The following is a 21883-nucleotide window of genomic DNA, read 5'->3' as shown; positions in this document are numbered from 1 at the left end:
CGGAGAAGCTCCACCAGATGGGGAACGCCAATCGTATGACTGGCGGTCGTCCGCAACGTGCCAAGCGTAAAGTCGCTCTCAGCGACACGAGACCTCGTCATTTCTCGGTTGTCCTCCTTCCCGACACGCACATCGCGTCACCTGTCCGGAGCGAGGCGTTACGAATCTGGCGCACGACGGACTTCATCGCGGGTCCCATCTCAGCAGGAACCTCTGACATTCGAGCCTTCACGGGGTGTCGTCTCCTGTCGCTCCGCCTCGGCGCACCCAGTCGTCGATCTCGCTGGCTTGGAACTTCCAGAGGCGACCGACCTTGTGGGCGGGCATGGCCTTCTCGGCGATCCAGGTGTAGACGGTGTCTTTGGTGACCCCGAGGTGGGCGGCGATGTCGTCTGCGGATAGCCACGGCTCGGTCACAGAGATCCTCCCTTGCGGCCCTGAGTGGGCAGTCATATCAATGCTATCGTGGGCAACCCGATATGAGTAGGGTCTCTCTGGGTGTAAGCAAGTGTGGCTTGGTGAATACCGGTTTCAGTCAGCAAGATGTTCTGAGAGCTATGCAGCGAAAGGCGTTTTCCAGTGCTCCGGATAACCCTAAGAGTTTCATAGCAGGGATAGAACGGTTAGATTGCATGGGGAACTCGGCTGACTCGGCAATGAGTGGGTTTAAGGTCACCAAGAGAAGTTGAGGCGTTAGGTTGACGGCGAAAGACAACGCATTCGAGGTCGGTCAGTCACGGATCGGCTTGATGATCGATGGGCTGAAGGAAACACCTCGCGTCGCCGTCAAGCTTGAAAGACACGAAGATGGCATTGAGCTGACGGTTCCGTTTCTTGATGGGCCTGATGACCCATATTCGTACTGGTTTTCCTCAGGGATTATGTTCGGTGACGACCCCAATCGAACGAAACGCCGGTACGAACCGCCGGCCTCATTGAGTTACTACGATGCGGCCGGCAAAGTCGGCCTTGTCGGAAGCCGCATGTCTGGGGCAAGGCGTGTGATGGGTGGCATGGGCATTGGTGAAGGGCGCCTGCGCTTTGACTACACGGTTCTCGGCGCGATGTCGGGGCCCGCCTTTGAACGCATCAATGGGCTTCGCTCAGAGATTGAAGGTCTGGGGACATGGGTTGGCTTGCGGTCGCTCAGGGCCGAACGCACGGTTGAGGATGGGCGAGTTAAGGCAGTTGATTTCAAGCTAGAGTCGCCACCGAACATTCGCGTTAGTCGACGAATGAACGCCGAGTTTCGAGCCAATTGGCGTTATGGACAGGGAGTCGCACCTGACGAGACAACGATCAGCGAGCGTCTGCAAATCCAAACCGAGGTAAAGCGCCCGGTTGACTGGGATTCACATTTGAAGATCCACTTTTCTATACGCAATCTACTTCGCGTAGTTGCATGGAGACCTCTAAAATTTGCAAGCCATGAAGCCATGAGCGCCGTTGACGGCATTCGAACGATGGACGGCAAAAAACATGGCGATGTATGGCTTGATGGGCTGACGCGGCGTACCGACCTACTGGAGGGTGCGCCCACAAAACTGCGGCTCAACGATTTCCTATTCGGTTTCTCAGATGTCGGCGCAAGAGGGGTCGGACGCTGGCTTCGACTTGTCGAAAGGTTCGAGCGAGGTCTCTCGCCGTTGATCGGACTGCTCGATTTGGAGGGCGCTTCCATTGAAGCGTATATCGCGCAAGTAGGTATTGGATTCGAGATGTTGGGGCACGATCTACTGGAAGAGGCAGGTGCGAGCAAGACTCAGATCGCTAAGAAGTCTTACGCTGATCTCGTGACTGTTGTAGCAGATAGTGTCTCTGCGGTGCTGCCCTTCCCCGGCAAAGACTTTTCGGAACGTCTACGGCGAACGTACGTCGGTACAAAGCACGCCAATAGAGTCCGGCCGGATTTGGATGACGCACTTGTTGCTTACCTCCAAGCGATTCAGGTAGTAAGAGCATGGGTGGGCGTCCGTCTCGGTGTCCAGGAAGAACGGCTGCGCCAGGCGTTAGCCAATGATTCTCGGTCGCGTCGAATAACAGAGCTTCTGGACTAATGTCTTCTTGGCCGCGCTGAAACGGCAAAAGTTTCCGAGCAGTAAGAGGGATATAGCGAACGTGCCTCCAGCCACCGGAAACCCATCTCAATCGCCCACCAAGCACCGCCACCAACCGGCTACACTCGGAGGAGGCGAAACGTCTACTTCCCAGTCGAAACTAGGGAACCCGGGACAATCCAAGATTTTCGGAAAAACCCGCTCTGATCAGGGATTTTCCAAGGGGTCGCAGGTTCAAATCCTGTCAGCCCGACCAACGTTTCCCTCCAGGGAAGCAGTTAGGCCTCGGAACCGTAAACGGTTCCGGGGCCTTTTTTGCTATCCCGGGAAATTTCGCCTTAGGTTTGCAAGCCCGCGGTTCTGATGGAATCTACTCGGCGCCCTGGGAAGCCTCAGCACGACGCGCGAGGTAGATCCCCGTGCGGCTGTCCTTGCGAGTCGCCAGCTCGGAGGGAGTTCCCGTGGCCACCACGGATCCTCCGGCTGAACCAGCACCCGGACCCATGTCGACGATCCAGTCGACGACGCTGAGGGTTCTCAGATCGTGGTCGGCGATGACCACGGTGTTGCCCGCATCCGCTAGCAATTGAAGTTGAGCGATCAGGAGATCGGCATCAGCGGGATGAAGCCCGGTCGTTGGCTCATCCAGGATGTAGAGGCTGTGACCGCGCGAGGAGCGGTGTAGCTCCGAGACGAGTTTGATTCGCTGGGCCTCGCCGCCAGAAAGAGTGGGTGCGCTCTGACCCAAACTGACATAGCCAAGGCCGATGTTCTGCAGCAGCGTGAGGATAGCGGATGCCTTAGGCACGTCACTGAGGAAGTCAGCTGCCTCGTCTACGGTCATGGCGAGCACATCCGCGATCGTATGGTCGCGGTAGGTCACTTCAAGGGTTTCGGGGTTGTACCGCTTGCCGTGGCAATCAGGACACGGAGCGGTCTCCGTGGGCATGAACAGCAACTCGATGCTGACCTCGCCGTCGCCGAGACAAGTGGGGCAGCGGCCCTCTGGCTGGTTGAAGGAAAAGCGACCCGCGCCGAAGCCACGCTTCTTGGCCCCGGGCTGCGCAGCGAAAAGCTTGCGGACGCCGTCGAACAGTCCGGTGTAGGTGGCCAGGGTCGAGCGGGAAGTGCGCCCGATGGGACGCTGGTCGACCATAATGATGCGGTCGAAGGCGTCCAAGCCGGACGTGGACTCGGCCTCGATCTGTTCGCTGCCCAGGTCCCAGACGGGAGCGCCGTTGACGAGCTGTTCGGCGACCTCAACAGAGTCAGGATTGCGTTCCTCGTCCGCCTGGACGTCCCCGGTGTCGAGTCGCGATCTGACCTCATTGGCGAGCGCCGTGAGGACAGTGGTCTTGCCCGATCCGGAAACGCCACTGATCGCAGTGAACGCGCCGAGTGGCAACCGGATGTCAGCCCCGGAGAGATTGTGCCCCGTGACGCCTTGCAGCTCGATCCAATCGGTGAGCTCGCGCGAGGTTTTCGGTCCCGGTGGCTGCGGGGCCGAGGGCCCGAGGTAACGTGCGGTGGCGGACTCTTCCACATCGGCGAGACCGTCCGAGGGCCCGTTGTAGAGCACCCGCCCGCCGTAGCGGCCCGCACCCGGACCGAGATCCACGATCCAGTCGGCCGTGCGGATGATTTGAGCATTGTGCTCAACGACGAAGACCGTGTTGCCGTCGTCCTTGAGCCGCTTCAGCGCGCCGAGGAGCAGTTCGAGGTCGGAGGGATGGAGCCCCGCTGAGGGCTCGTCGAGCACGTACAAGACCCCGAACAGTCCGCTGCGCAACTGGGTAGCCAGGTGCAGTCGCTTGAGCTCACCGCTGGAGAGCGTCGACGTGGGGCGAGCGGTTTCGAGGTAGCCCAGTCCAATATCGATCATGGTCGCGATGTGGTCCTGAAGGACGTCGATAAGTGCTTGGGCAGCCTGGTTGCGTTCGACGGAGAGCTCGTCGGTGTCCGGGTGGGTACGGGCGTCTTCGAGGAAGGAGGAAAGATCGGCAAGGGGGAGGCGAGCGGCGTCGGCGATATCCATGCCTGCGATCGTGACCGCCAGAGCTTCAGGATTGAGGCGCTTGCCGTGGCAGGTGGGGCAGAGCTGGTCGGTCATGAACGACGCCGCCTTGGTGCGCATCCGGGCCGACGGCGAATCCGCGAAGGTGTGCTCGACCCACCGCTTGGGGCTCATGTAGGTGCCGTTGTAGCGATCGCCGATGCGAACGGTGGGTTGCTCATCGGTAGTGAGGACCCACTCGCGAGTATCGGTGGGCAACGATTCGAACGGCACGTTGATGTCGACGCCGAGCACACTGAGGATGCGCCGATTGTTCTTGCCACCGAAGGCGCCCGGCCAGGCGACGATCGCGCCGTCGTCAATGCTCAGCGAGGGGTCTCCGACGAGTTTGTTCTGGTCGACCAGCAAGAGACGCCCCATGCCCGAGCACACTCGGCAGGCACCCACGGCGGTATTGGGGGAGAAGCTGTCGGAATCCAGGGGAGCGGCGTCGCGAGGGAAGGTGCCCGCGAGGTCCGCGGGACGGTAGCCCTCCGGGTAGGTGCCCGACCGCGAGAACAGCATACGCAGCACGTTTGAAATCCGGGACACGGTGCCGACCGACGAGCGGGTGCTGCCCGCATGTTGCTGGCGCAGGGCCACGGCCGGTGGGAGCCCGCTGATGAGCCGGACGTGCGGAGCGGATCCCTGATCGATGAGCCTGCGTGCGTAGGGCGAGACCGACTCGAGGTAGCGCTGGCGGGAGTGCGAGTAGATCGTGCCGAATGCGAGCGAGGATTTCCCCGATCCGGAGATTCCGGTGAACGCGACCACGGTGTCGCGGGGGATGTCGACATCGAGCGAATCCAGGTTATGTTCGCGGGCACCGCGTACGGCGATATGTCCGGGAACTACATCGCTCGATTCCAACTGTCCTCCTAGGGTTTCGTGTCTTCGGCCAACTCTCCGGGCAGAAGTGACACTAAGGTGTCCCTACTAAACTACGGGCTATGGGCTAAATAACCGAAGCAACCACATCCCCCCAGCAGAACACGGCGAAAGCCGACATCAAAGTACAACCCGCTGCGCTCTCAGACCTGGACCGAGCCGCGAAGGTTCTTGCGGATGCTTTTTCCAAGGATGCTTACGCGACCGGGCTATTGCCTTCCGGCGACGTGACGAGCCAGCTGTACAAGATTTTTAAGGTCCAGCTCAAGCACACCTTTAAGTACGGAGGGCACGTGTGGCTGGCGATCGACTCGTCAAACGGTGAATTGCTGGGCGTCTCCGAGTGGGGAGCACCGGGAACGAACCCGGGGTTCTTTTCGCAGGCTCCGGAATTGCCCGCCTACCTCAGTATCTTCCGCTCACGCATGCTGGACGCTGCCATCACCGATAAAAACGCGGACAAGCACCGCCCGCTCGTGCCCCACTGGTACCTGAAGGCCATTGGCACCACGGAACGTGCCCGAGGCCGCGGCGCTGGATCCGCGCTGATCCGGCACCGGCTGGCGGACGCGGATGCCACCGGGACACCCGCCTATCTCGAGTCCTCTTCCGAGACCAACATGTCGTACTACGAGAAGTTCGGGTTCGTGGAGCGCAGTCGCATTCCAAGTCGGGGCACCGTGGAGACGATTGGCATGTGGCGGCCTGCCCAGCGCTGAAAATCCGCGGCATACCGGCGCACAAGGTGTGTTCATTTACCGGGCCGTAACCCGCTCCCGATAAGATTGTTCTTATACCGAAGGGAGCAGTGATGAAGGCAGTTGTCGTCGAATCGTTCAAGAAATTCCCCGTTCTCAAAGAGGTGGAGAAGCCCACTCCGGGCCCGGGGGAGGTGCTCCTGAAGATCGCCGGCGCGGGTGCCTGCCACTCTGACGTTGCGATCTTCAACGACTTCGAATCTGATCCCAACGGTGGTCTCATGGAACCACCGTTCATCCTCGGTCACGAGAACTCCGGTTGGGTTGAGGAAGTCGGTCCTGGTGTCACCGGATTCACCAAGGGCGACGCCTACCTCTGTTACGGACCCATTGGCTGCGGCCACTGCCCGCCGTGCACGCGCGGTCAGGACACGTACTGCGAGAACCCGCAGGAAGTCGGCTTCATGGCCAACGGCATCGGCCGCGACGGCGGCATGGCCGAATACATGGTCGCGCCGGCACGCAACTTGGTCCCGCTCGGTGACGACGTCGATCCCGTCGCCGCCGCACCCCTCGCCGACGCGGGCCTCACCCCCTACCACGCCATCAAGCGTGCCCTCCCGTATCTCGACAAGGGCGGCAGCACCGCTCTGGTCATCGGCCTGGGCGGCCTGGGCCTAGTGGGCGTGCAGATCCTCAAGGCGCTCACCGGAGCCACGGTCATTGCAACCGATATGAAGCCCGAGGCCATGGCCGAGGCCGAGAAGTTCGGCGCCGTCACCGTTCCCGGTGGTGAGGGCCAGGCCGCCAAGATCCGCGAACTCACCGGTGGCCGCGGCGTCGACGCTGTGTTCGACTTCGTCGGCGCTGGCCCAACTATCGCGCTCGGTGCCGCGACCGTTGCGCAGCGCGGCTCACTGACGGTTGTGGGCATTGCCGGTGGCGAATTCGCGTGGAACTTCTTCGCCGTGCCCTACGAGGTGAACTTCTCGTCCACCTACTGGGGCACCATCGAGGAACTCCACGAGGTGGTCGCCATGTACCGTGCCGGCCAGATTGTCCCGGCGGTCGAGAAGTACACGCTCGACAACGCACTCGAGGCCTACGAGAAGCTGCGTGACGGCAAGCTGTCCGCGCGCGCCGTCGTCGCCCCGCACGCCTGATAGCTAGCAAAGAAAGGTCCGCGGTCGTTACTGATCGCGGCCTTTCTGCTCTCCAAAGTGTCGCCGACGACGCCGCGCCCACCCTCGTACGGGGGTGGCGCCTCTCGCCGCGGTTACGTAGCGTGGTGAAAAACAATAGAAAGGCGGCTTACCTCATGACCAGTAAGACGATCGAGACGTACCTGCAGGACCATCATGCTGGGTCTGCTGCAGGTGTGGACGCGTTCCGGCGGGTGGCGCAGGGGCATGGCGACCACGAGGTGCGTGCCAAGGTCACGCGTATGTCCTACGACATTGCTGAGGACCAGAGATCGCTCGAAAAGATCATGTCCGCATTCGACGTGAAGCCCAGCCAGCTCAAGGACATTCCTGCGCGCATTGCCGAAAAGGTGGCACGGTTCAAGCCCAACGAACGATTGGTTCAGCGGTCGCCACTGTCCGACATTGAAGAGCTGGAGGCACTCACCGCTGCGGTTCATGCCAAATCTTTGGGCTGGCGCATGCTCCTGGAGGTCGAGGATGACCGCCTGGACAAGACACTGCTCCAGAAATTGCTCGATCGGGCTCGGGATCAGGAGGACGAGCTGGAAAGTCTGCGATTGAAGCTGGCCCATCAGCTCACGCAGTCATAGTCGGTGGGCCGCAATCCCGCGGCACTTCTGTGTCGATCTGAACGCCAGAGACGAGCACGGGGCTCCGATTTGGTGCCCTCGGAATGCTCTCTTCAATAACCGTGTACCAATGAACGAATTCGTCGCAAAGCTCGGGGGACCGAGTGAATAGCAGTTCATTGGTACACGGTTTTTTCGGGGCGTGTCCGTCCCTCTAAACGTTTACTTGTGCACGCTTCGCGCTGGGAGCTGCTTTTCCAGGATTGCCTCTTCTCGGATTCAGGAACGGCGATCCTCGGCACCGCGCTCGGCCGACAATTCCTCTTCTTCCGCATCCGTTTCAGGGGTGGCCTGCGCCAGCTCATCGAACTCGAAGTGCTCCAGGGGAGTGCGAGTGATGTAGGTGGCGCGGGCGATCGCCATGGTGCCGACCGCGGATGAGGCCAGGTGCACAACCAAAATGAGCACCACCTTCACCACGTTCGGAATCGAGGGCTGGAGGGCTAGGGCGCCGACGACAATCAGCACGATGCCCACACCGCCCGCCGTTCCCACCGCCGAGACGCGCATGTAGGCGTCCGGGAAGCGCAGCACGCCCAGCGCCGCGGTCGCGAAAATCAGCGCGCCAATGATAATGGTGATGTTTCCGATAAGCGTCAACAGATCCATCAGCGCTTCCCCCTTGTCAGGGCTCGGGCCAGCGACAGGGCGCTCAGGAAGCCCACGAGTGCGGCGACCAGAACGATGTCGAACGTGTACTCATTGGCGACCCGCACCCCGAACAACGCGATGAGCCCCACGAAACCAAACAGCAGCAGATCACCGGCCACGGCGCGATCGGCCTCGGTTGGTCCCGTGAGGATGCGGTACGCGGACGCCAAACACGCGACGCCGATAATCAGAATTCCTACGTCCACGCCGATCATGAGGGCGCTCCTTCCCTGCGGATCCCGCGCAGCATCCGGGTTTCCATGTCCCGCAGTTCCTCACGGGTGGCATCCGCGCTACCCGAATACAGGCTGTGCACGTAGATCGTCAGCGGTCCGGTCTTGGCGGGAGACGAGCCGGCCACGTCCGCTTGCGACACCTTGGAATCCGCGTTCAGCCCCAGCGTGAGGGTGCCCGGGGTCAGGGTGATGAGAGCCGCGAGCAGCGTGATTTCGTAATCGTTGCGGCACTGACTGTCGAACGCCGTGATGCCCGGAGTGGAGTTCTGCCCGGGCGTCAGGTTGTCCTTCAGTACCGCGGCGCTGGAGGTCACCATTTCCTTGGAGAACCACAGGAAGAACGCAATACATCTGAATGGCCATGTCAACCAACTCATGAACCCATCACCGCCTGTACATATGCCGTGGTGTCGAGTAATCCTTCGGCCGCAGTCGCGGACAGGCCCAGCAGCAGCTCAGCACCCAGTCCTAGACCCAGCGTGATCGCTGCGGTGAACACGGCGGGTCCGGCCAACGCCCAACCGATTCGAGGCCGCTCGGCCACGGCAGTCGCCGACGACACTGGAGCCTGTTTCGTGGCGACTCCACCGGAAGGCGAGGGAGCAGCAGGAACCGCGGGAGCGTCGTCGTCGGAATTCGAGGCCTTCGAATCGCCCCAGAACACGCCGTTCCAGATCTTGAGCATCGAGAGCAACGTGATCAGGCTGACCAGGAGCATTACGACAACCGCTGCGATCTGCCCCGCCTCAACCGAGGCGAGGATCAGGGTGAACTTCGCGACGAAGCCTGAGAACGGCGGGAGGCCGGCCAGCGACAGCGCGGCGACGAAGAACGCTACCGCGATGATCGGCTCTCGCTTGGCCATCTTCGAGAGCTTCCCGATCTCACCGGTGCCGTAACGAACCTCGACCGCGCCGGTGGACAGGAACAGCGAGGCCTTCACGATCATGTGGTGCAGCAGGTAGAAGATGCCCGCGGTGAGACCGGCCAGGGTGAACAGCGCGACGCCCAGCAAGATGTAACCGATCTGGCTGATCATGTGGAATGCCAGGATGGAGCGGGTGGTTTTCTCACCGACCGCACCCAGCACGCCGATGACCATGGTCAGGCAGAACAGCGTCACGCCGATCCAGAGCCAGCGGGTATCGCCGTCGAAGAGCACGGCGTACATGCGGTAGATGCCGTAGATCGCGACCTTGGTGTGCAGCCCGGAGAACAGAGCCGTGATGGCGGGTGAGGTCGCAGGGTAGGCCGCGGCGAGCCAACCGTGGACCGGTACCACCGAGGCCTTGATTCCGAGGGCAAACAGACATACCGCGCCGGAGATTGCGACCGTGGGATCCGTGCTGGCCAGACCTGCCAGTTCAGCCATGTTCACGGTGCCTGCAGTGCCGTAAATGAAGCCCACGCCGATCAGGAACACGGTGGAGGTCAGCAGGTTCAGCGTCACGTAAAGGCGCGCGCCGGCCACTTGCTGCAACGTGCCCTTGTGACGGGCAGCCAGGACGAACAACCCGTAGGAGGGCAAGAGCATGACCTCGATGAACACGAATAGGTTGAACAGATCTGCGGTCAGCAGCGCGCCGTTCACACCGGCGGTGAGCACCAGCACGAGCGGCGCGAAGTACACGTTGGCCGCTCGTCCCGAGGCGATGGCGAACCACGAACACACAATGGTGAGCAGCCCGGTGACCACGAGCATGAGCGCGGTGAACATATCGGCCACGAACGGGATTGCAATGCCGAACGGCCACGAGCTGATGCCATGGGCGATGGCCCCGCCGGAACGGAACTCGAGCACGAGCGCCACGGCGGCACCCACCGCGACAATCATGGTGCCCAGCAGGCCCACCGCGTGAACCGCGCGACGGTTGCCCACAATGACCAGCAGCGCGGCCATCATGAGGGGAACCGCGACGAACAGGGGGAGGAGTGCGGCGCTCACTCTTGCACCTCCTGGGCGGTCGCGGCGGTGTCATCATCATCGTTGCCGGTCACCGCGAGCACCAGCATGACGATGGTGATGGAGAAGGCAATCACGATCGCGGTAAGCACGAATGCCTGCGGCAGCGGATCGGCAATGGTTGAAAGGTCATCGGGGGAGCCATACGGCAGGTCACGGCGGGAGGTCCCGCCTGCGGCCATGAGCACGACATTGCCCGCGTGCCCCAGCAGGATGAACCCCAGGATCACGCGCAGCATTTCGCGCTTCATCATCAAGTACACGGCCCCGAAGACGAGCAGGCCGGCGGTAATGGCAACGGTCATCGTGCGTTCACCTCGTCCGATTCATCGGGGTGGTTGGCATGGTCGTGGGAGTGTTCGCTCGCCGATGAGCCCGACGCCGCCGGGTCACCCTTGGTGCGCTTCTCATCGGTGGTGGGAGCATCCGACACGTCGGATTCATGCGTGGGAGCGCCCGGGTCACTACCGCCCACCAGCGGTTGGCCGCCGCGCTTGGGCGGGCGACCCAGCAGGTTGAACGACGCCAAGATCACGCCGATCACGGCAAGGTACACGCCCACGTCAAACACGAGCGCGGTGGTGGTCTGGTAGCCGAAGATCTCCGGGTGCAGCGGTCGCAGGAACGAGCCATCGAGATAGCCCAAGAACCCGGTTCCCACACCCACGGCCACTCCCAAACCGATGAGCAGGAGATACGGCATCTGTACTCGGGCCGAACGGTCCGTGGGCGCCGCGAGGTAGGCCAGGGCGAATCCGGAGCCACCCACCAGCGCGGCAATAAAGCCACCGCCGGGCTCATAGTGACCGCGCAGCAACAGGATCAAGGAACCCGCCACGATGATCGGCGCCAACAGTTTGGCGGCCACGCGCACGAACACAGTGTTGTCCCGCGCATCGATCAGCGGCGAGTGGTCCTGGATGTCCGCGGAGCGTTCCGGGCTGGGCTTGCGCGCTCGCAGTAGGGCGGCGATGGTGAGGCCGGCAACGCCCAGCACCGTGAGCTCGCCCAACGTATCCAGGGCACGGAAGTCGACCAGGATGGTGTTGACCAGGTTGGTGCCACCGGTTTCGTTATAGCCCTCGGTCAGGAAGTACTCGGAGGCGGGGGACATCTCTCGGCGCCCGGTCAGTGCCCACACGCCCAGGGTGGTGGCCAGGCCCGCGCCACCGGCGACCAGCAACGGAATCACGTGCTTGCGCGGGGGAGTCTTCTCGAACGTGGTGGGCAAACGGCGCAGCAACAGAACCATGACGCACACGGTCAGGATCTCCACGAGCAGCTGGGTGATAGCCACGTCCGTGGCGCCGAGCTGCAGGAACCACACGGTCATGCCGAAACCGACCACACCGGTCACCACGATCGCGGCAATCAACGTCTTTGCCTGCATCATGGCCACCACACCGCAGGCGATGAGCACCACGAGCACCCAGTCGAGCGGATCGCTGGGCTCGCCCACCACGGCGGGCAAGTCGTCGATGGTGACCACGGCAACGGCAGCAATCGCAATCAAGGCCACGGCCGGGATGCTCAGGTGACGGCGGGGAGCAATACTTCCGGTCCAGCCGCCGACGACGCCGCCGAAACGGATCGTCTGCTCCCTCGCCGTGTCCACGACGTTCAGTCCAGAGATCGGGAAATCGTAGGGTTCCATGGCGCGGTGCACCCGGCGGCGGGCAAGCACCATCATGGTTCCGATGGCAATCACGGTCAGGGAGACGAACAGCTCGGGCACCAAGCCGTGCCACAGCGCGAAGTGCGCTTCCACCTCCTCGCCCGCGGAAGCTGTCGTACCCACCGTGACGAGTTTGTCCAGCAGGAAGGGAGCGACGCCCAGTACCAGCCCGGCGCTCGCACCAAGGACGGGGGCACCCCAGAACGCGGGGGAGGCTTCGGGAACCACGTTGTCGGAATCCTGCGCCTTCTTGGCCCTGCCGCCAAAGGCTCCCAGGACCAGCCGCGCGGAGTACGCAAACGTGAAGATTGATGCCACGGCAGCTGCTGCGGTAACAACCCACGGGGCCCACGCCGGACCGGGCGCATCGAGGAACGCCTTGAGCATCGTTTCCTTGCTCACGAACCCGAGTAGCAGCGGGACCCCGGCCATGGATGCGGCGGCAAGACCCATGCCCGTCGCGGCAATGGGCATCCGCAATTTCATGTCCGCCAGCTCACGCATGTCCCTGGTGTGGGCGCTGTGATCGATGACACCGACGAACATGAACAGAGCGGACTTGAACAATGCGTGGGCGATCGTGTGAATGACTGCGGCCTTGAGTGCTTCGGGCGTGCCGATACCGATCATTGTGACCAGCAGTCCCAGTTGACTCATGGTCGAGTAGGCCAGCAGTTCCTTGAGGTCGTAACGTCGCAGGGCAGCGATCGCGCCGAACAACGCGGTGATCAGACCTGCCGTGACCAGCATGACGTTCCACACGGACACGTCCGCGAACACGGGAGAGAAACGCAGCAGCAAATAGATGCCGGCCTTCACCATGGCCGCAGCGTGAAGGTAGGCGGAGACCGGGGTGATGGCCACCATTGAGTCCGGCAGCCATGCCTGGAACGGGAACTGCGCGGACTTGGTGAATGCGGCCAGCGCGATCAGCACAGCCACCGTGGTGGTCAACGCACCGTTGGAGGACCACACGGGATTCACCAGGATCTCGCTCAATCGAGTGGTGCCCGTGGCAATGATCATCACGGTCACCGCGGCGAGCAGCAGCAGACCACCGGCCACCGTGACGAGCAGCGTGCGGATGGCTGGTTCACGTGCCCCCGCTCCGGAACGGGCGATCAGGAAGAACGAGCAGAGCGTGGTGGCTTCCCACGCGACGTAGAGCACGATCAGGTCGTCGGCGAGCACCAGTGCCAGCATGGCCGCGGCAAAACCCGTCATGAGCAGGTAAAACGTGCCGTGCTTTCCACCGGGCTCCAGATAGCGGGTGGAGTAGACCATGATCATCGCACCGATGACCAGCACCAGCAGAGTGAACACCAGGGCCAGGCCGTCCATGCGGAGGCCCAGGCCCACATCAACCGTGGGCATCCAGGGGACCCATTGTTCGACCACCGGCGAACCGGAGGTGTCAGTGGAGCCGGAACGAGCCGCGTCGGCGAAAGATGAAACGGCTAGCGCAGCTGCGCCGAGCAGAGGCAGCGCGAGAACCCAACCTGCATTGCGACCCAGAAACTTAGTGACCAGGGGCGAGACGAAGCAGGTGAGAAGCGCGATAACCAAACATGTGAGTAGCAAGAAACCACCTTGGTCCGGGCATCAGGAAATGGGCGGGCCAGAAGTTTCGCATCGTTCTCGCAAAGCGGGGGGACGAACTCAGGCCGGTGATGAGGCGTGCGCGTACGAGGGCGGAGCACCAGCCTGATTGGCACCCCAAGAAGAAACTTGTCCGTTGGTCCCCAACGAAATAGGAAGTGCCCAAAAGATCGGCTCGAAGGCCGAGGGCATGAATGAGCGCGTTGAGGACATCCCTCCGATCGTAACAGTCGTGTGGCTCACGCCGAGGGGTGTGTCATGACCCGCCGGAATACTTGACGTGTCCACAGTGTTCCCTTGGCATGACTGTTGAACTTGGCATTGACACTTTCGGAGACGTCACCTGGGACGCGCAAGAGAACCCTCTGTCGCACGCGCACGTGGTGCGCAACGTGGTCGAGGAAGGTGTGCTCGCCGATCAAGTGGGGCTGAACTTCATCGGCCTGGGGGAGCACCACCGCGATGACTTCGCCGTGTCTTCTCCCGAGATGGTGTTGGCCGCCATCGCTGCGCGCACCGAGAACATTCACCTCGGTTCTGCCGTGACCGTGCTCAGCTCCGATGATCCCGTGCGCGTGTACGAGCGCTTTGCCACGCTGGATGCCCTGTCCAACGGGCGCGCGGAAGTCATCCTGGGCCGCGGCTCCTTCACCGAGTCCTTCCCACTGTTCGGCTACGAGCTGGAGGACTACGAGGAGCTCTTCGAGGAAAAGCTGGCGCTGTTCACCAAGTTGCGCGCCGGGCAGCCGGTCTCGTGGGCAGGCAAGCACACCCAGAATTTGAACAACGTGACCCTGTACCCGCCGGTCGAGAACGGGTTGCTTACATCGTGGATCGCAGTGGGCGGCAGCCCCCAGTCCGTGGTGCGCGCCGCCCACTACGACATCCCGCTCATGCTGGCGATCATCGGCGGCCCGGTGGACGGCTTCGCCCCATTCGCCGACCTCTACCGCCGGGCGCTCGCCGAGTTCGGGAACACCGAGAGCAACCCCGTGGGCTACCACTCCTACGGATACGTCGCTGAGACCGACGAGCAGGCCATGGAGGAGTTCTTCAAGCCCTATGTGATTTCCACGCGCCGCATTGGTGCGGAACGCGGATGGCCCGCCCCCACCCGCGATTCTTTCGAGCACGAGGTCAAGCACGGCTCGATGGCGGTTGGTTCACCGGAAACCGTTGCCCGCAAAATCGCAGCTGGCATCAAGTCACTGGGCGCCTCCCGGTTCGACCTCAAGGTGAGCACAGGGCCGCTGTCCCACGAGAACATCATGAAGAGCATCGAGCTCTACGGCACCAAGGTCGCCCCGCTCGTGAAGGACATGCTGTCCGAATGAGCACGTTGGAGGTAGTGGTCATCGGTGCCGGGCAGGCGGGTCTGTCCGCTGCCTATCACCTGGTCAAGGCCGGCTTATGTCCGCACGAGGACTTCGTGGTGCTCGACGCCAACCCCGGTCCCGGCGGCGCATGGCGGCACCGGTTGCCCTCCCTCACGTTCGGCACCGCTCACGGGATCCACGATCTACCCGGTCTCCCGCTCGGCACCCCGGATCCGACCGAGCCGGCTTCGTCCGTGGTGGCCCGCTACTACGGGGAGTACGAGGCGCGTTTTTCGTTGCCGGTCATCCGCCCGGCTCGAGTTTCCTCCGTGGTGTCCGAAAGCGATGACGACGACGCCGCTCTGCTCGTTCACACGGATGCCAGCGCCTTCCGCACGCGGTACCTCATCAACGCGACCGGCACGTGGGATAAGCCCTTCTGGCCGTGGTATCCGGGACGCGCCGATTTTCGCGGGCGGCAGCTCCATACCCGGGATTTCTGGTCCGCGTCCGAGTTCACCGGTCAGCACGTAGTGGTTGTCGGTGGCGGTACGTCCGCCGTGCAGTTCTTGCTGCAGCTCAATGAAGCCGGCGCGACGACCACGTGGGTCACTCGCCGGGAACCCGTGTTCGAGCCGCGGTCGTTCGACTCTGAATGGGGTCGCGATGTGGAACGGCGTGTGCGTGAACGCACCAGCGCCGGATTGCCGCCCAAGAGTGTGGTGTCCGTGACCGGTTTGCCCTTGACCCCGCAGTACCAGCGGGGGATCGAGGACGGGATCCTGGTTTCCGCGGGACCGATGACATCGTTGACTCAGGACGGAGTTCAGCTGGCCGCCGGAGAAGAAGTGCATGCCGATGCTGTGCTGTGGGCCACCGGTTTCCGCGCCTCGATCGATCACCTGGGACCGCTGCACTTACGCGAGCACGGCGGCGGCATTCGCACGGAAGGCGTGCGGGTCGACGCCGACCCGCGCGTGTTCCTGGTGGGTTACGGCTCGTCGGCCTCCACGCTGGGAGCGACGCGTGCGGGCAGAACGGCAGCGCGCGGCGTCGTCCGCGCCCTCAAGGCTGCGAAGCAACGAGAACTCGTGCACTGATGAACGTTTTCCGGGAGGCACGTACCCCCAATAATTGCTGTACCAGTGGACGTTTCTAGTTCCACATACCGAGAAGGGCCATCCAGGCGCCGCCCGCCACGGTCCAGATCAGAATCAGGATGATGGACATGATGAACGCGACGCGCACCCACTCGCTGACCTTCACGTAACCGGAACCGTAGATCACGCCAGCGGGGCCGGACGAGTAGTGCATCAGCGTGCCGAACAGGTTGCCGATGAAGCCGAAGGCCAGCGCTGCGAACACCGGGGGTGCTCCGGCCGCGACTGCTGCGGCGAGGAACACGGCGTACATGGCCACGATCTGCGCGGTGTTGGATGCGAACAGGTAGTGGACGTAGAAGTACACGATCGCCAGAATTCCGAAGGCGAGTCCCCACGGCATGCCGCCGACCAGCCCGGAAACCACTGAGCCGATCCAATCGATCACACCCAGGTCGTTCAAGTGGCCCGCCATGCCCACGAGCACGGCGAAGAAGATGAGGGTGTTCCACGCGGAGCCGTTAGCGGCCATGTCCTTCCAGGTGAGTACACGGGTCAGGAGCATAATGGCAATGCCCACGAAGGCTGCGGTGGTGGCGTCGATGCCGATGCTCGAGCCGAAGATCCAGAGCACCAGCAGTAGGACGAATGTGAAGATCATGGTGATCTCACCGCGGGAGATCTTGCCCATGCTGGTGAGCTCACCTCGCGCCATGGCAGGGGCCTCGGGAGTTTTTGTGACCGTGGGACCGTAGATCTTGCTCATGGCCCACGGTACGACTGCCAAGCTCAACAGGCCGGGGACGATGGCGGCCAGTGCCCAGTTGCCCCATGTGACTTCGATACCCATATCGACGGCGGCTTGCTGTGCCACCGGGTTGCCAGCCATGGCAGTGACGAACATGGCGGATGTGACCACATTGACGTGGGAGGCCGTGAATGTCAGGTAGGAACCGAGTTTCCGGCGGGATTCTTCGGTTTCCGGAGTCGAGTTCTGGACCTCGGCGATAGACCGAATGATCGGGTAGACCACGCCGCCCGCGCGAGCGGTATTAGAAGGAGTCGCCGGCGCGAGGATCAGGTCGGTGGCGGCCATTCCGTAAGCAATTCCGATGGGGGATTTGCCGAGTTTGGACACGAACATGAGCGCGACGCGTCGTCCCAAACCCGTGAGCAGGAATCCGTCCGCGATGAAGAACGCCGCGACGATGAGTAGAACCGTGGAATTAGCGAAGCCGGCCAGAGCCTCGCCGTCTGGAACGCTCATCGTTCCGGTCACCATGGCCACCGCCAGCCCGATAAGCGTTAGCGACGGTGTGGGTAGCGGCTGCAGAATCAGCCCGATGATGGTGGCCACGAAAATGCCGAGCATGTGCATGCCGCGCGGATCGACGCCCTCGGGCGGGGGTATGAAGAAGATGACCGCACCGACCACCAGCATGACTCCGAATTTCCAGAGCATGGAAACGGTGTCCTTCGAACGACCTGTTGGCTGGGTGGCTTGGGCTGTTCCCACGGCGGGCTCCGAACGCATCGACACGGCTGTTACCACGATTCTACGCCTGGTCTGACCACACAGTGGGGCGTGCCGTCTTCTAGAAGTGCGGTGGCGGTTGTCGTTTCCCCTCGCCGCCCGAACGACATCCACCACGTGAGCCACGGGCTACACTGGCGACCCGCACCGTCTCACCAGGAGGTTCCGTACAGTTGCCCAGCTCCGCGCGCATTCCCGTTCTCATTCTGACCGGATACCTGGGCGCTGGGAAAACTACGGTCCTCAATCGGTTCCTCGCAGCAAGTGGCGCACGCATCGGCGTGATCATCAACGACTTTGGCGATGTGAACGTTGACGCAGCTCTAGTAGCTGGCCAGGTGGACGAACCCGTATCCGTGGCGGGCGGATGCCTGTGCTGCATTTCAGATCCCGAGCAGTTGGATGACGCCTTCAAGAAACTGACTCGTCCGGATCTCCGTCTGGACGCCATCGTCATCGAGGGTTCCGGGGTTGCCGAACCACCGGCGTTGCTACGGCTCGTCATGGACTCACGAGTCCCCAAGATCCGTTTCGGCGGACTGATCGAGGTCGTGGATGCTGCTCACATCCCGCAGGCAGAAGCCGCCGGGTGGGATTTGGAGCAGCACGTGCGCGCTGCCGCCGTCGTCCTGTTGACCAAGACCGATCTCGTAACGGATCCCGGCGCTAGAAATTCTCTCGAGGCGCGAATTCAGCGGGCGAACCCCCACGCCATGATCATTGAGGCGCCCCACGGAAATTTCGACCCCGCGCTGTTCGTGGATGCCAGCGACGATGATGAACTTGAGTTCGGTCAGTTGGCTCTATGGAACCCGGGCGAAACGCTGGGGGAATCCCAAGCCGACCACGATCATGCGCGTCACCACCACGTCCATCATCAGTCCGTGACGGTGGAACACGAGGGCCCGGTCGATCCCGTGGCGCTCTCGGAATTCGCGCTTGACCCTCCGGAGACCGTCTACCGGGTCAAGGCCATCGTGGACGTGGTGACCGCCTCAGGCGCGCGACGATTCGCGGTCCATTCGGTGGCCGGGTATGTCACGGTGGACGCAATGGCCCGCGCTCAGGAGGAACCGGCAGCGTCATCGCTCGTGGCAATCGGCCTAGAACTGGACCACGCGGATCTGCAGGCAAGACTTGAGGCTTTCTGTCTTCCGTCAACGACACCGCCCGCCTCAGCTTCGCAACTGCGCCGCCTCACGCGGTTCCGCACCTGAGGCACGCAATGCAATCCGGTGTCATCTCCGGCCGTTGTCGCAAGTAGGTGCGAGGCACGCAGACAAGTTACACCCTCTGTGCCCTAAACTAAGCGGCATGAGTAACATTCCCGCGGAACTCGCATACACCTCAGAGCACGAATGGGTTAAGGATCTCAAGGACGACAACACCTACCGGGTGGGCATCACTGATCACGCCCAGGACGAACTGGGTGAAGTGGTCTTCGTGGACTTGCCCCAGGCAGGGGATCAAGTTTCCGCAGGCTCTGTTGTGGGCGAGATCGAATCCACCAAATCCGTGAGTGACCTTTTCGCGCCGGTTTCCGGCGAGATCACCGAGGTCAACCCCGAGCTCGAGGACAACCCCGGTGCTGTGAACGCTTCCCCCTACGAGGACGGCTGGCTCTTCACGATCCGTGCTGATTCTCCGGAGGCGACCAAGGACCTCTTGGACGCTGACCAGTATCAGCAGCAGCTGGACTGACCCGCATACTCCACACCCAGGAGAAAGATACTTATGTCAAAGCAGGACAACTCCGTACCCAACTCGGGGCCGGAAACCACATCCATTCAGATTGTTGCGGATGTCCTTTCCACTGCCGCTCGTCACAAGATGACCGAGAGCGAGCAGAACGCCGTCGCAGCGCTGCCCCCGGGCTCCGCGCTGCTACTCGAGACCAACGGTGGACTCACGGGCTCACGTTTCCTGTTGGACCGTGACGAGGTGATCGCCGGTCGTCACCCCGCATGCTCGATCTTCCTGGATGACGTCACGGTGTCCCGTAGGCACGCGGGTTTCCTGCGTCGCTCGAACTCATACGAACTGGTTGACCAGTCCTCGCTCAACGGCACCTACGTGAACGGTGACCGGGTGGACTCTAAAAACTTGGAGAACGGGGACGAGGTTCAGATCGGTAAGTTCCGGTTCACCTTCTACCACTCCGTACAAAAGGACTCCTGACTCTCCTCATGCCTGAATCCGGTCACTCGCATTCCTCGCTGGTGGGTATCGGGGCACTACTGCGGCAATTACAGCCTGAGTTCCCCGGCTTATCCGCCTCCAAGATCCGTTTCCTGGAGGACCAAGGGCTGGTACATCCGCACCGCACGCCCTCGGGGTACCGCAAGTACTCGGAAGAAGACATTGAGCGATTGGCCACGGTTCTGCGCCTTCAGCAAGAGCGCTACCTCCCGCTGAGGGTCATTCGTGATCGCCTGGATCGTGGCGAGGATCCGGGAGCGGACGCCGAACCGCAGGAACCTCGCCAGGGGGAGCGAGCGACGTCGTCCGTCTCACCCAACGAATCGCAGGACCCCCAGCAAGCAATGGCCAGCCCGGTTCGTGTGTCCGGGAGGCGCTACACGCTGCGCGAGGTGGCTGCCCGCACGGGAGCTGAGACCACGCTGTTGCGGGAGCTGATGAATAACGGGTGGCTCGTGGAACGCTCGGGGTACTTCGACGACTTTGCGCTCACCGTTGCGGCGACCGCCAAGCGACTGAGCGCGTACGGGATCGAACCGAGGCACCTCAGGGCATTGCGCGGGGCTTCAGAGCGCATGATCGGACTGGTGGAGGGCACCATTGCCCCGCTCATCAGCCGGCGCGACCCGGTTTCTCGCGAGAAGGCGCCACAGAGGGCTCGAGAAATTGCGTCGCTATGTCTGACGATGACCACGGCTCTCGTGAACTCGCAGCTCAAAGACACCCTCCGTCCATTCGAACAGGAGCGATAGTTGGCTTCCCCGGACGTACCCATGGAAGTAGCGGGAGTGCGCATGGACGTACCCACCGGACAACCAGTGGTGGTGTTGCGTGAACTCAGTGGTGCCCGGCACTTGCCCATCTGGGTGGGCACCAACGAGGCAACCTCCATCGTGTTCGCGATGCAGGGCATCAAGCCGCCCCGGCCACTCACACACGACCTGTTGATCTCCGTAGTGGACGCGCTGGGCCACCACATCTCCCGGGTGGTCATCCACACCGTGGAGGACACGGTGTTCCACGCCGCTATCGAATTCGACAATGGGACCGTGGTGGATGCTCGCGCTTCGGACGCCCTCGCAGTGGCCGTACGGACCAAGTCCCAGATCGTGTGTGCGCAATCCGTACTGGAGGATTCAGGGCTGGTGCTCAGCGCGGACGGAGAACTGCGCGAACAGCCCGCCCCGGACCAGGCTGAAGCGGACGCTCAGGTACGTGAGTTCCGTGACTTTTTGGATCACGTGGACCCGGACGACTTCCAGACTTGACCAGGATTTCAGCAAGCAAGCTGACCCTGCGACACGTTGGGACCCCGCGCGAATGTCTTTGACCCACCGCACCCCGAGGTCTACCGTCTAATCATCACCGAGAACTCTCTTTTGGTGACACAGCCATGAACTACCCCCGCCTATTCAGAGGAGGATATGTGAGCCACGGAGACCTGCCGCTGGATGCAGCAGATCCGCTCCAGTCTTCTCTGACGGGCGGTACACAGGGGATGCTTTTCGACGAGGACCTGGTCAGCTTTGACGAGACCGTCGGATTCCGCGGACCCACGGCATGTAAAGCCGCTGGCATCACGTACCGGCAGCTCGATTACTGGGCCCGCACCAGTCTGGTCGAACCCACCGTGCGCGGCGCCAAGGGTTCTGGTTCGCAGCGTTTGTACTCCTTCAGGGACATCTTGGTCCTCAAGGTCGTGAAGCGCCTCCTCGACACCGGGGTCTCGCTCCAGCAAATCCGTTCCGCAGTGGGCGCACTGCGCTTGCGCGGCGTCGAGGACCTCACGCAACTGACCTTGATGTCGGACGGTGCCAGTGTCTACGAATGCACCTCTCCCCATGAAGTCATTGACCTTGTCCAGGGCGGCCAAGGCGTATTCGGTATTGCGGTTGGCCGTGTTTGGCGTGAAATCGAGGGTGCCCTGGCCTCCATGCCCTCCGAGCACACTGCCGTGGCCGCCGATGCCGCTGCTGAGGAATTTCCCGAGGACGAGCTGTCGGCTCGCCGAGCGCGTCGTCGCAAGAAGAACGCGGGCTGATCACCGCAGACATATTTTGGCTGAAAAGGCGGCTACGAA

Annotated in this window: 21 protein-coding genes; 12 read left to right on the top strand and 9 right to left on the bottom strand. The window is 62.3% G+C overall.

Annotated elements, in window-relative coordinates; all coding sequences use genetic code 11:
• Positions 1-228: 228 nt before the first annotated feature.
• A complete protein-coding gene (locus tag ABD283_RS00400) occupies positions 229-417 on the bottom strand; it encodes a helix-turn-helix domain-containing protein (RefSeq protein WP_344223101.1) in 189 nt (62 codons plus the stop codon).
• 281 nt (positions 418-698) lie between these two features.
• Between ABD283_RS00400 and ABD283_RS00395 the strand changes: the two genes are divergently transcribed.
• Positions 699-2057, top strand: a complete 1359-nt coding sequence (locus ABD283_RS00395) for an ApeA N-terminal domain 1-containing protein (RefSeq protein ID WP_344223100.1) — start codon at positions 699-701, stop codon at positions 2055-2057.
• A 370-nt stretch (positions 2058-2427) separates the two neighbouring features.
• Here ABD283_RS00395 and ABD283_RS00390 read toward each other — a convergent pair whose 3' ends face one another.
• A complete protein-coding gene (locus ABD283_RS00390) occupies positions 2428-4491 on the bottom strand; it encodes an excinuclease ABC subunit UvrA (RefSeq protein WP_425552780.1) in 2064 nt (687 codons plus the stop codon).
• A 734-nt stretch (positions 4492-5225) separates the two neighbouring features.
• Between ABD283_RS00390 and ABD283_RS00385 the strand changes: the two genes are divergently transcribed.
• The 3 genes from ABD283_RS00385 (at position 5226) to ABD283_RS00375 (ending at position 7491) form a co-directional block, all read left to right on the top strand.
• On the top strand, positions 5226-5717 hold the full coding sequence (locus ABD283_RS00385; RefSeq protein WP_129701112.1) for a GNAT family N-acetyltransferase: 492 nt from the start codon (positions 5226-5228) through the stop codon (positions 5715-5717).
• Positions 5718-5809: 92 nt separating this feature from the next.
• Positions 5810-6859, top strand: a complete 1050-nt coding sequence (locus tag ABD283_RS00380) for an NAD(P)-dependent alcohol dehydrogenase (protein ID WP_344223097.1) — start codon at positions 5810-5812, stop codon at positions 6857-6859.
• Between the two features lie 155 nt (positions 6860-7014).
• The gene (locus ABD283_RS00375) at positions 7015-7491 is read left to right on the top strand and encodes a hypothetical protein (RefSeq protein WP_344223096.1); all 477 of its coding nucleotides are present in this window, start codon (positions 7015-7017) and stop codon (positions 7489-7491) included.
• Between the two features lie 258 nt (positions 7492-7749).
• Here ABD283_RS00375 and ABD283_RS00370 read toward each other — a convergent pair whose 3' ends face one another.
• The 6 genes from ABD283_RS00370 to ABD283_RS00345 are packed head-to-tail and all read right to left on the bottom strand — an operon-like array spanning position 7750 to position 13621.
• A complete protein-coding gene (locus tag ABD283_RS00370) occupies positions 7750-8139 on the bottom strand; it encodes a cation:proton antiporter (protein ID WP_344223095.1) in 390 nt (129 codons plus the stop codon).
• Complete coding sequence (locus tag ABD283_RS00365; protein WP_344223093.1) at positions 8139-8396, bottom strand: MrpF/PhaF family protein; 258 nt, start codon at positions 8394-8396, stop codon at positions 8139-8141. The genes ABD283_RS00370 and ABD283_RS00365 overlap by 1 nt, the downstream gene beginning before the upstream one ends.
• Positions 8393-8794: a Na+/H+ antiporter subunit E gene (locus tag ABD283_RS00360; RefSeq protein WP_344223092.1), complete on the bottom strand. Its 402-nt coding sequence runs from the start codon at positions 8792-8794 to the stop codon at positions 8393-8395. The genes ABD283_RS00365 and ABD283_RS00360 overlap by 4 nt, the downstream gene beginning before the upstream one ends.
• A complete protein-coding gene (locus ABD283_RS00355) occupies positions 8791-10362 on the bottom strand; it encodes a monovalent cation/H+ antiporter subunit D family protein (protein ID WP_344223091.1) in 1572 nt (523 codons plus the stop codon). Before ABD283_RS00355 ends, ABD283_RS00360 begins: the two co-directional genes overlap by 4 nt.
• The gene (locus ABD283_RS00350; RefSeq protein ID WP_344223090.1) at positions 10359-10685 is read right to left on the bottom strand and encodes a cation:proton antiporter subunit C; all 327 of its coding nucleotides are present in this window, start codon (positions 10683-10685) and stop codon (positions 10359-10361) included. The genes ABD283_RS00355 and ABD283_RS00350 overlap by 4 nt, the downstream gene beginning before the upstream one ends.
• A complete protein-coding gene (locus ABD283_RS00345; protein ID WP_344223089.1) occupies positions 10682-13621 on the bottom strand; it encodes a DUF4040 family protein in 2940 nt (979 codons plus the stop codon). Before ABD283_RS00345 ends, ABD283_RS00350 begins: the two co-directional genes overlap by 4 nt.
• A gap of 335 nt (positions 13622-13956) precedes the next feature.
• On the opposite strand from ABD283_RS00345, the gene ABD283_RS00340 reads away from it, so the two are divergent.
• Positions 13957-14988: an LLM class flavin-dependent oxidoreductase gene (locus tag ABD283_RS00340; RefSeq protein WP_344223088.1), complete on the top strand. Its 1032-nt coding sequence runs from the start codon at positions 13957-13959 to the stop codon at positions 14986-14988.
• Entirely contained in the window at positions 14985-16070 is a 1086-nt protein-coding gene (locus ABD283_RS00335; protein ID WP_344223087.1) for an FAD-dependent oxidoreductase, read from the top strand. Before ABD283_RS00340 ends, ABD283_RS00335 begins: the two co-directional genes overlap by 4 nt.
• A gap of 55 nt (positions 16071-16125) precedes the next feature.
• On the opposite strand, the gene ABD283_RS00330 is transcribed toward ABD283_RS00335, so the two are convergent.
• Complete coding sequence (locus ABD283_RS00330; protein WP_344223086.1) at positions 16126-17532, bottom strand: DASS family sodium-coupled anion symporter; 1407 nt, start codon at positions 17530-17532, stop codon at positions 16126-16128.
• Between the two features lie 245 nt (positions 17533-17777).
• On the opposite strand from ABD283_RS00330, the gene ABD283_RS00325 reads away from it, so the two are divergent.
• The 6 genes from ABD283_RS00325 to ABD283_RS00300 all read left to right on the top strand — a co-directional run bounded on the left by ABD283_RS00325 (position 17778) and on the right by ABD283_RS00300 (position 21844).
• Entirely contained in the window at positions 17778-18821 is a 1044-nt protein-coding gene (locus tag ABD283_RS00325; RefSeq protein WP_344223085.1) for a CobW family GTP-binding protein, read from the top strand.
• 97 nt (positions 18822-18918) lie between these two features.
• A complete protein-coding gene (gcvH, locus tag ABD283_RS00320) occupies positions 18919-19305 on the top strand; it encodes a glycine cleavage system protein GcvH (RefSeq protein WP_344223084.1) in 387 nt (128 codons plus the stop codon).
• A gap of 33 nt (positions 19306-19338) precedes the next feature.
• The gene (locus ABD283_RS00315; protein WP_344223083.1) at positions 19339-19782 is read left to right on the top strand and encodes an FHA domain-containing protein; all 444 of its coding nucleotides are present in this window, start codon (positions 19339-19341) and stop codon (positions 19780-19782) included.
• Between the two features lie 8 nt (positions 19783-19790).
• Positions 19791-20555, top strand: coding sequence for a transcriptional regulator FtsR (gene ftsR, locus ABD283_RS00310; RefSeq protein ID WP_344223081.1), 765 nt, complete (start codon positions 19791-19793; stop codon positions 20553-20555).
• Positions 20556-21071, top strand: a complete 516-nt coding sequence (locus ABD283_RS00305) for a bifunctional nuclease family protein (RefSeq protein WP_344223080.1) — start codon at positions 20556-20558, stop codon at positions 21069-21071.
• Between the two features lie 230 nt (positions 21072-21301).
• Complete coding sequence (locus tag ABD283_RS00300; protein WP_344223140.1) at positions 21302-21844, top strand: MerR family transcriptional regulator; 543 nt, start codon at positions 21302-21304, stop codon at positions 21842-21844.
• Positions 21845-21883 lie beyond the last annotated feature (39 nt).

Origin of the sequence: Kocuria atrinae (assembly GCF_039531425.1) — a bacterium.
Taxonomy (GTDB): domain Bacteria; phylum Actinomycetota; class Actinomycetes; order Actinomycetales; family Micrococcaceae; genus Kocuria; species Kocuria atrinae.
Note: the sequence above shows the minus strand (reverse complement) of the source record. Positions and strands in the feature narration are given on the sequence as shown.

Excerpts from the sequence above, each read along its gene's own strand:
- ABD283_RS00390 (WP_425552780.1), bottom strand. The coding sequence starts at position 4,491 with ATGGGGCGTCTCTTGCTGGTCGACCAGAACAAACTCGTCGGAGACCCC.
- ABD283_RS00380 (WP_344223097.1), top strand. The coding sequence starts at position 5,810 with ATGAAGGCAGTTGTCGTCGAATCGTTCAAGAAATTCCCCGTTCTCAAA.
- ABD283_RS00375 (WP_344223096.1), top strand. The coding sequence starts at position 7,015 with ATGACCAGTAAGACGATCGAGACGTACCTGCAGGACCATCATGCTGGG.
- ABD283_RS00370 (WP_344223095.1), bottom strand. The coding sequence starts at position 8,139 with ATGGATCTGTTGACGCTTATCGGAAACATCACCATTATCATTGGCGCG.
- ABD283_RS00365 (WP_344223093.1), bottom strand. The coding sequence starts at position 8,396 with ATGATCGGCGTGGACGTAGGAATTCTGATTATCGGCGTCGCGTGTTTG.
- ABD283_RS00360 (WP_344223092.1), bottom strand. The coding sequence starts at position 8,794 with ATGAGTTGGTTGACATGGCCATTCAGATGTATTGCGTTCTTCCTGTGG.
- ABD283_RS00350 (WP_344223090.1), bottom strand. The coding sequence starts at position 10,685 with ATGACCGTTGCCATTACCGCCGGCCTGCTCGTCTTCGGGGCCGTGTAC.
- ABD283_RS00340 (WP_344223088.1), top strand. The coding sequence starts at position 13,957 with ATGACTGTTGAACTTGGCATTGACACTTTCGGAGACGTCACCTGGGAC.
- ABD283_RS00335 (WP_344223087.1), top strand. The coding sequence starts at position 14,985 with ATGAGCACGTTGGAGGTAGTGGTCATCGGTGCCGGGCAGGCGGGTCTG.
- ABD283_RS00330 (WP_344223086.1), bottom strand. The coding sequence starts at position 17,532 with ATGCTCTGGAAATTCGGAGTCATGCTGGTGGTCGGTGCGGTCATCTTC.
- gcvH (WP_344223084.1), top strand. The coding sequence starts at position 18,919 with ATGAGTAACATTCCCGCGGAACTCGCATACACCTCAGAGCACGAATGG.
- ABD283_RS00315 (WP_344223083.1), top strand. The coding sequence starts at position 19,339 with ATGTCAAAGCAGGACAACTCCGTACCCAACTCGGGGCCGGAAACCACA.
- ftsR (WP_344223081.1), top strand. The coding sequence starts at position 19,791 with ATGCCTGAATCCGGTCACTCGCATTCCTCGCTGGTGGGTATCGGGGCA.
- ABD283_RS00300 (WP_344223140.1), top strand. The coding sequence starts at position 21,302 with ATGCTTTTCGACGAGGACCTGGTCAGCTTTGACGAGACCGTCGGATTC.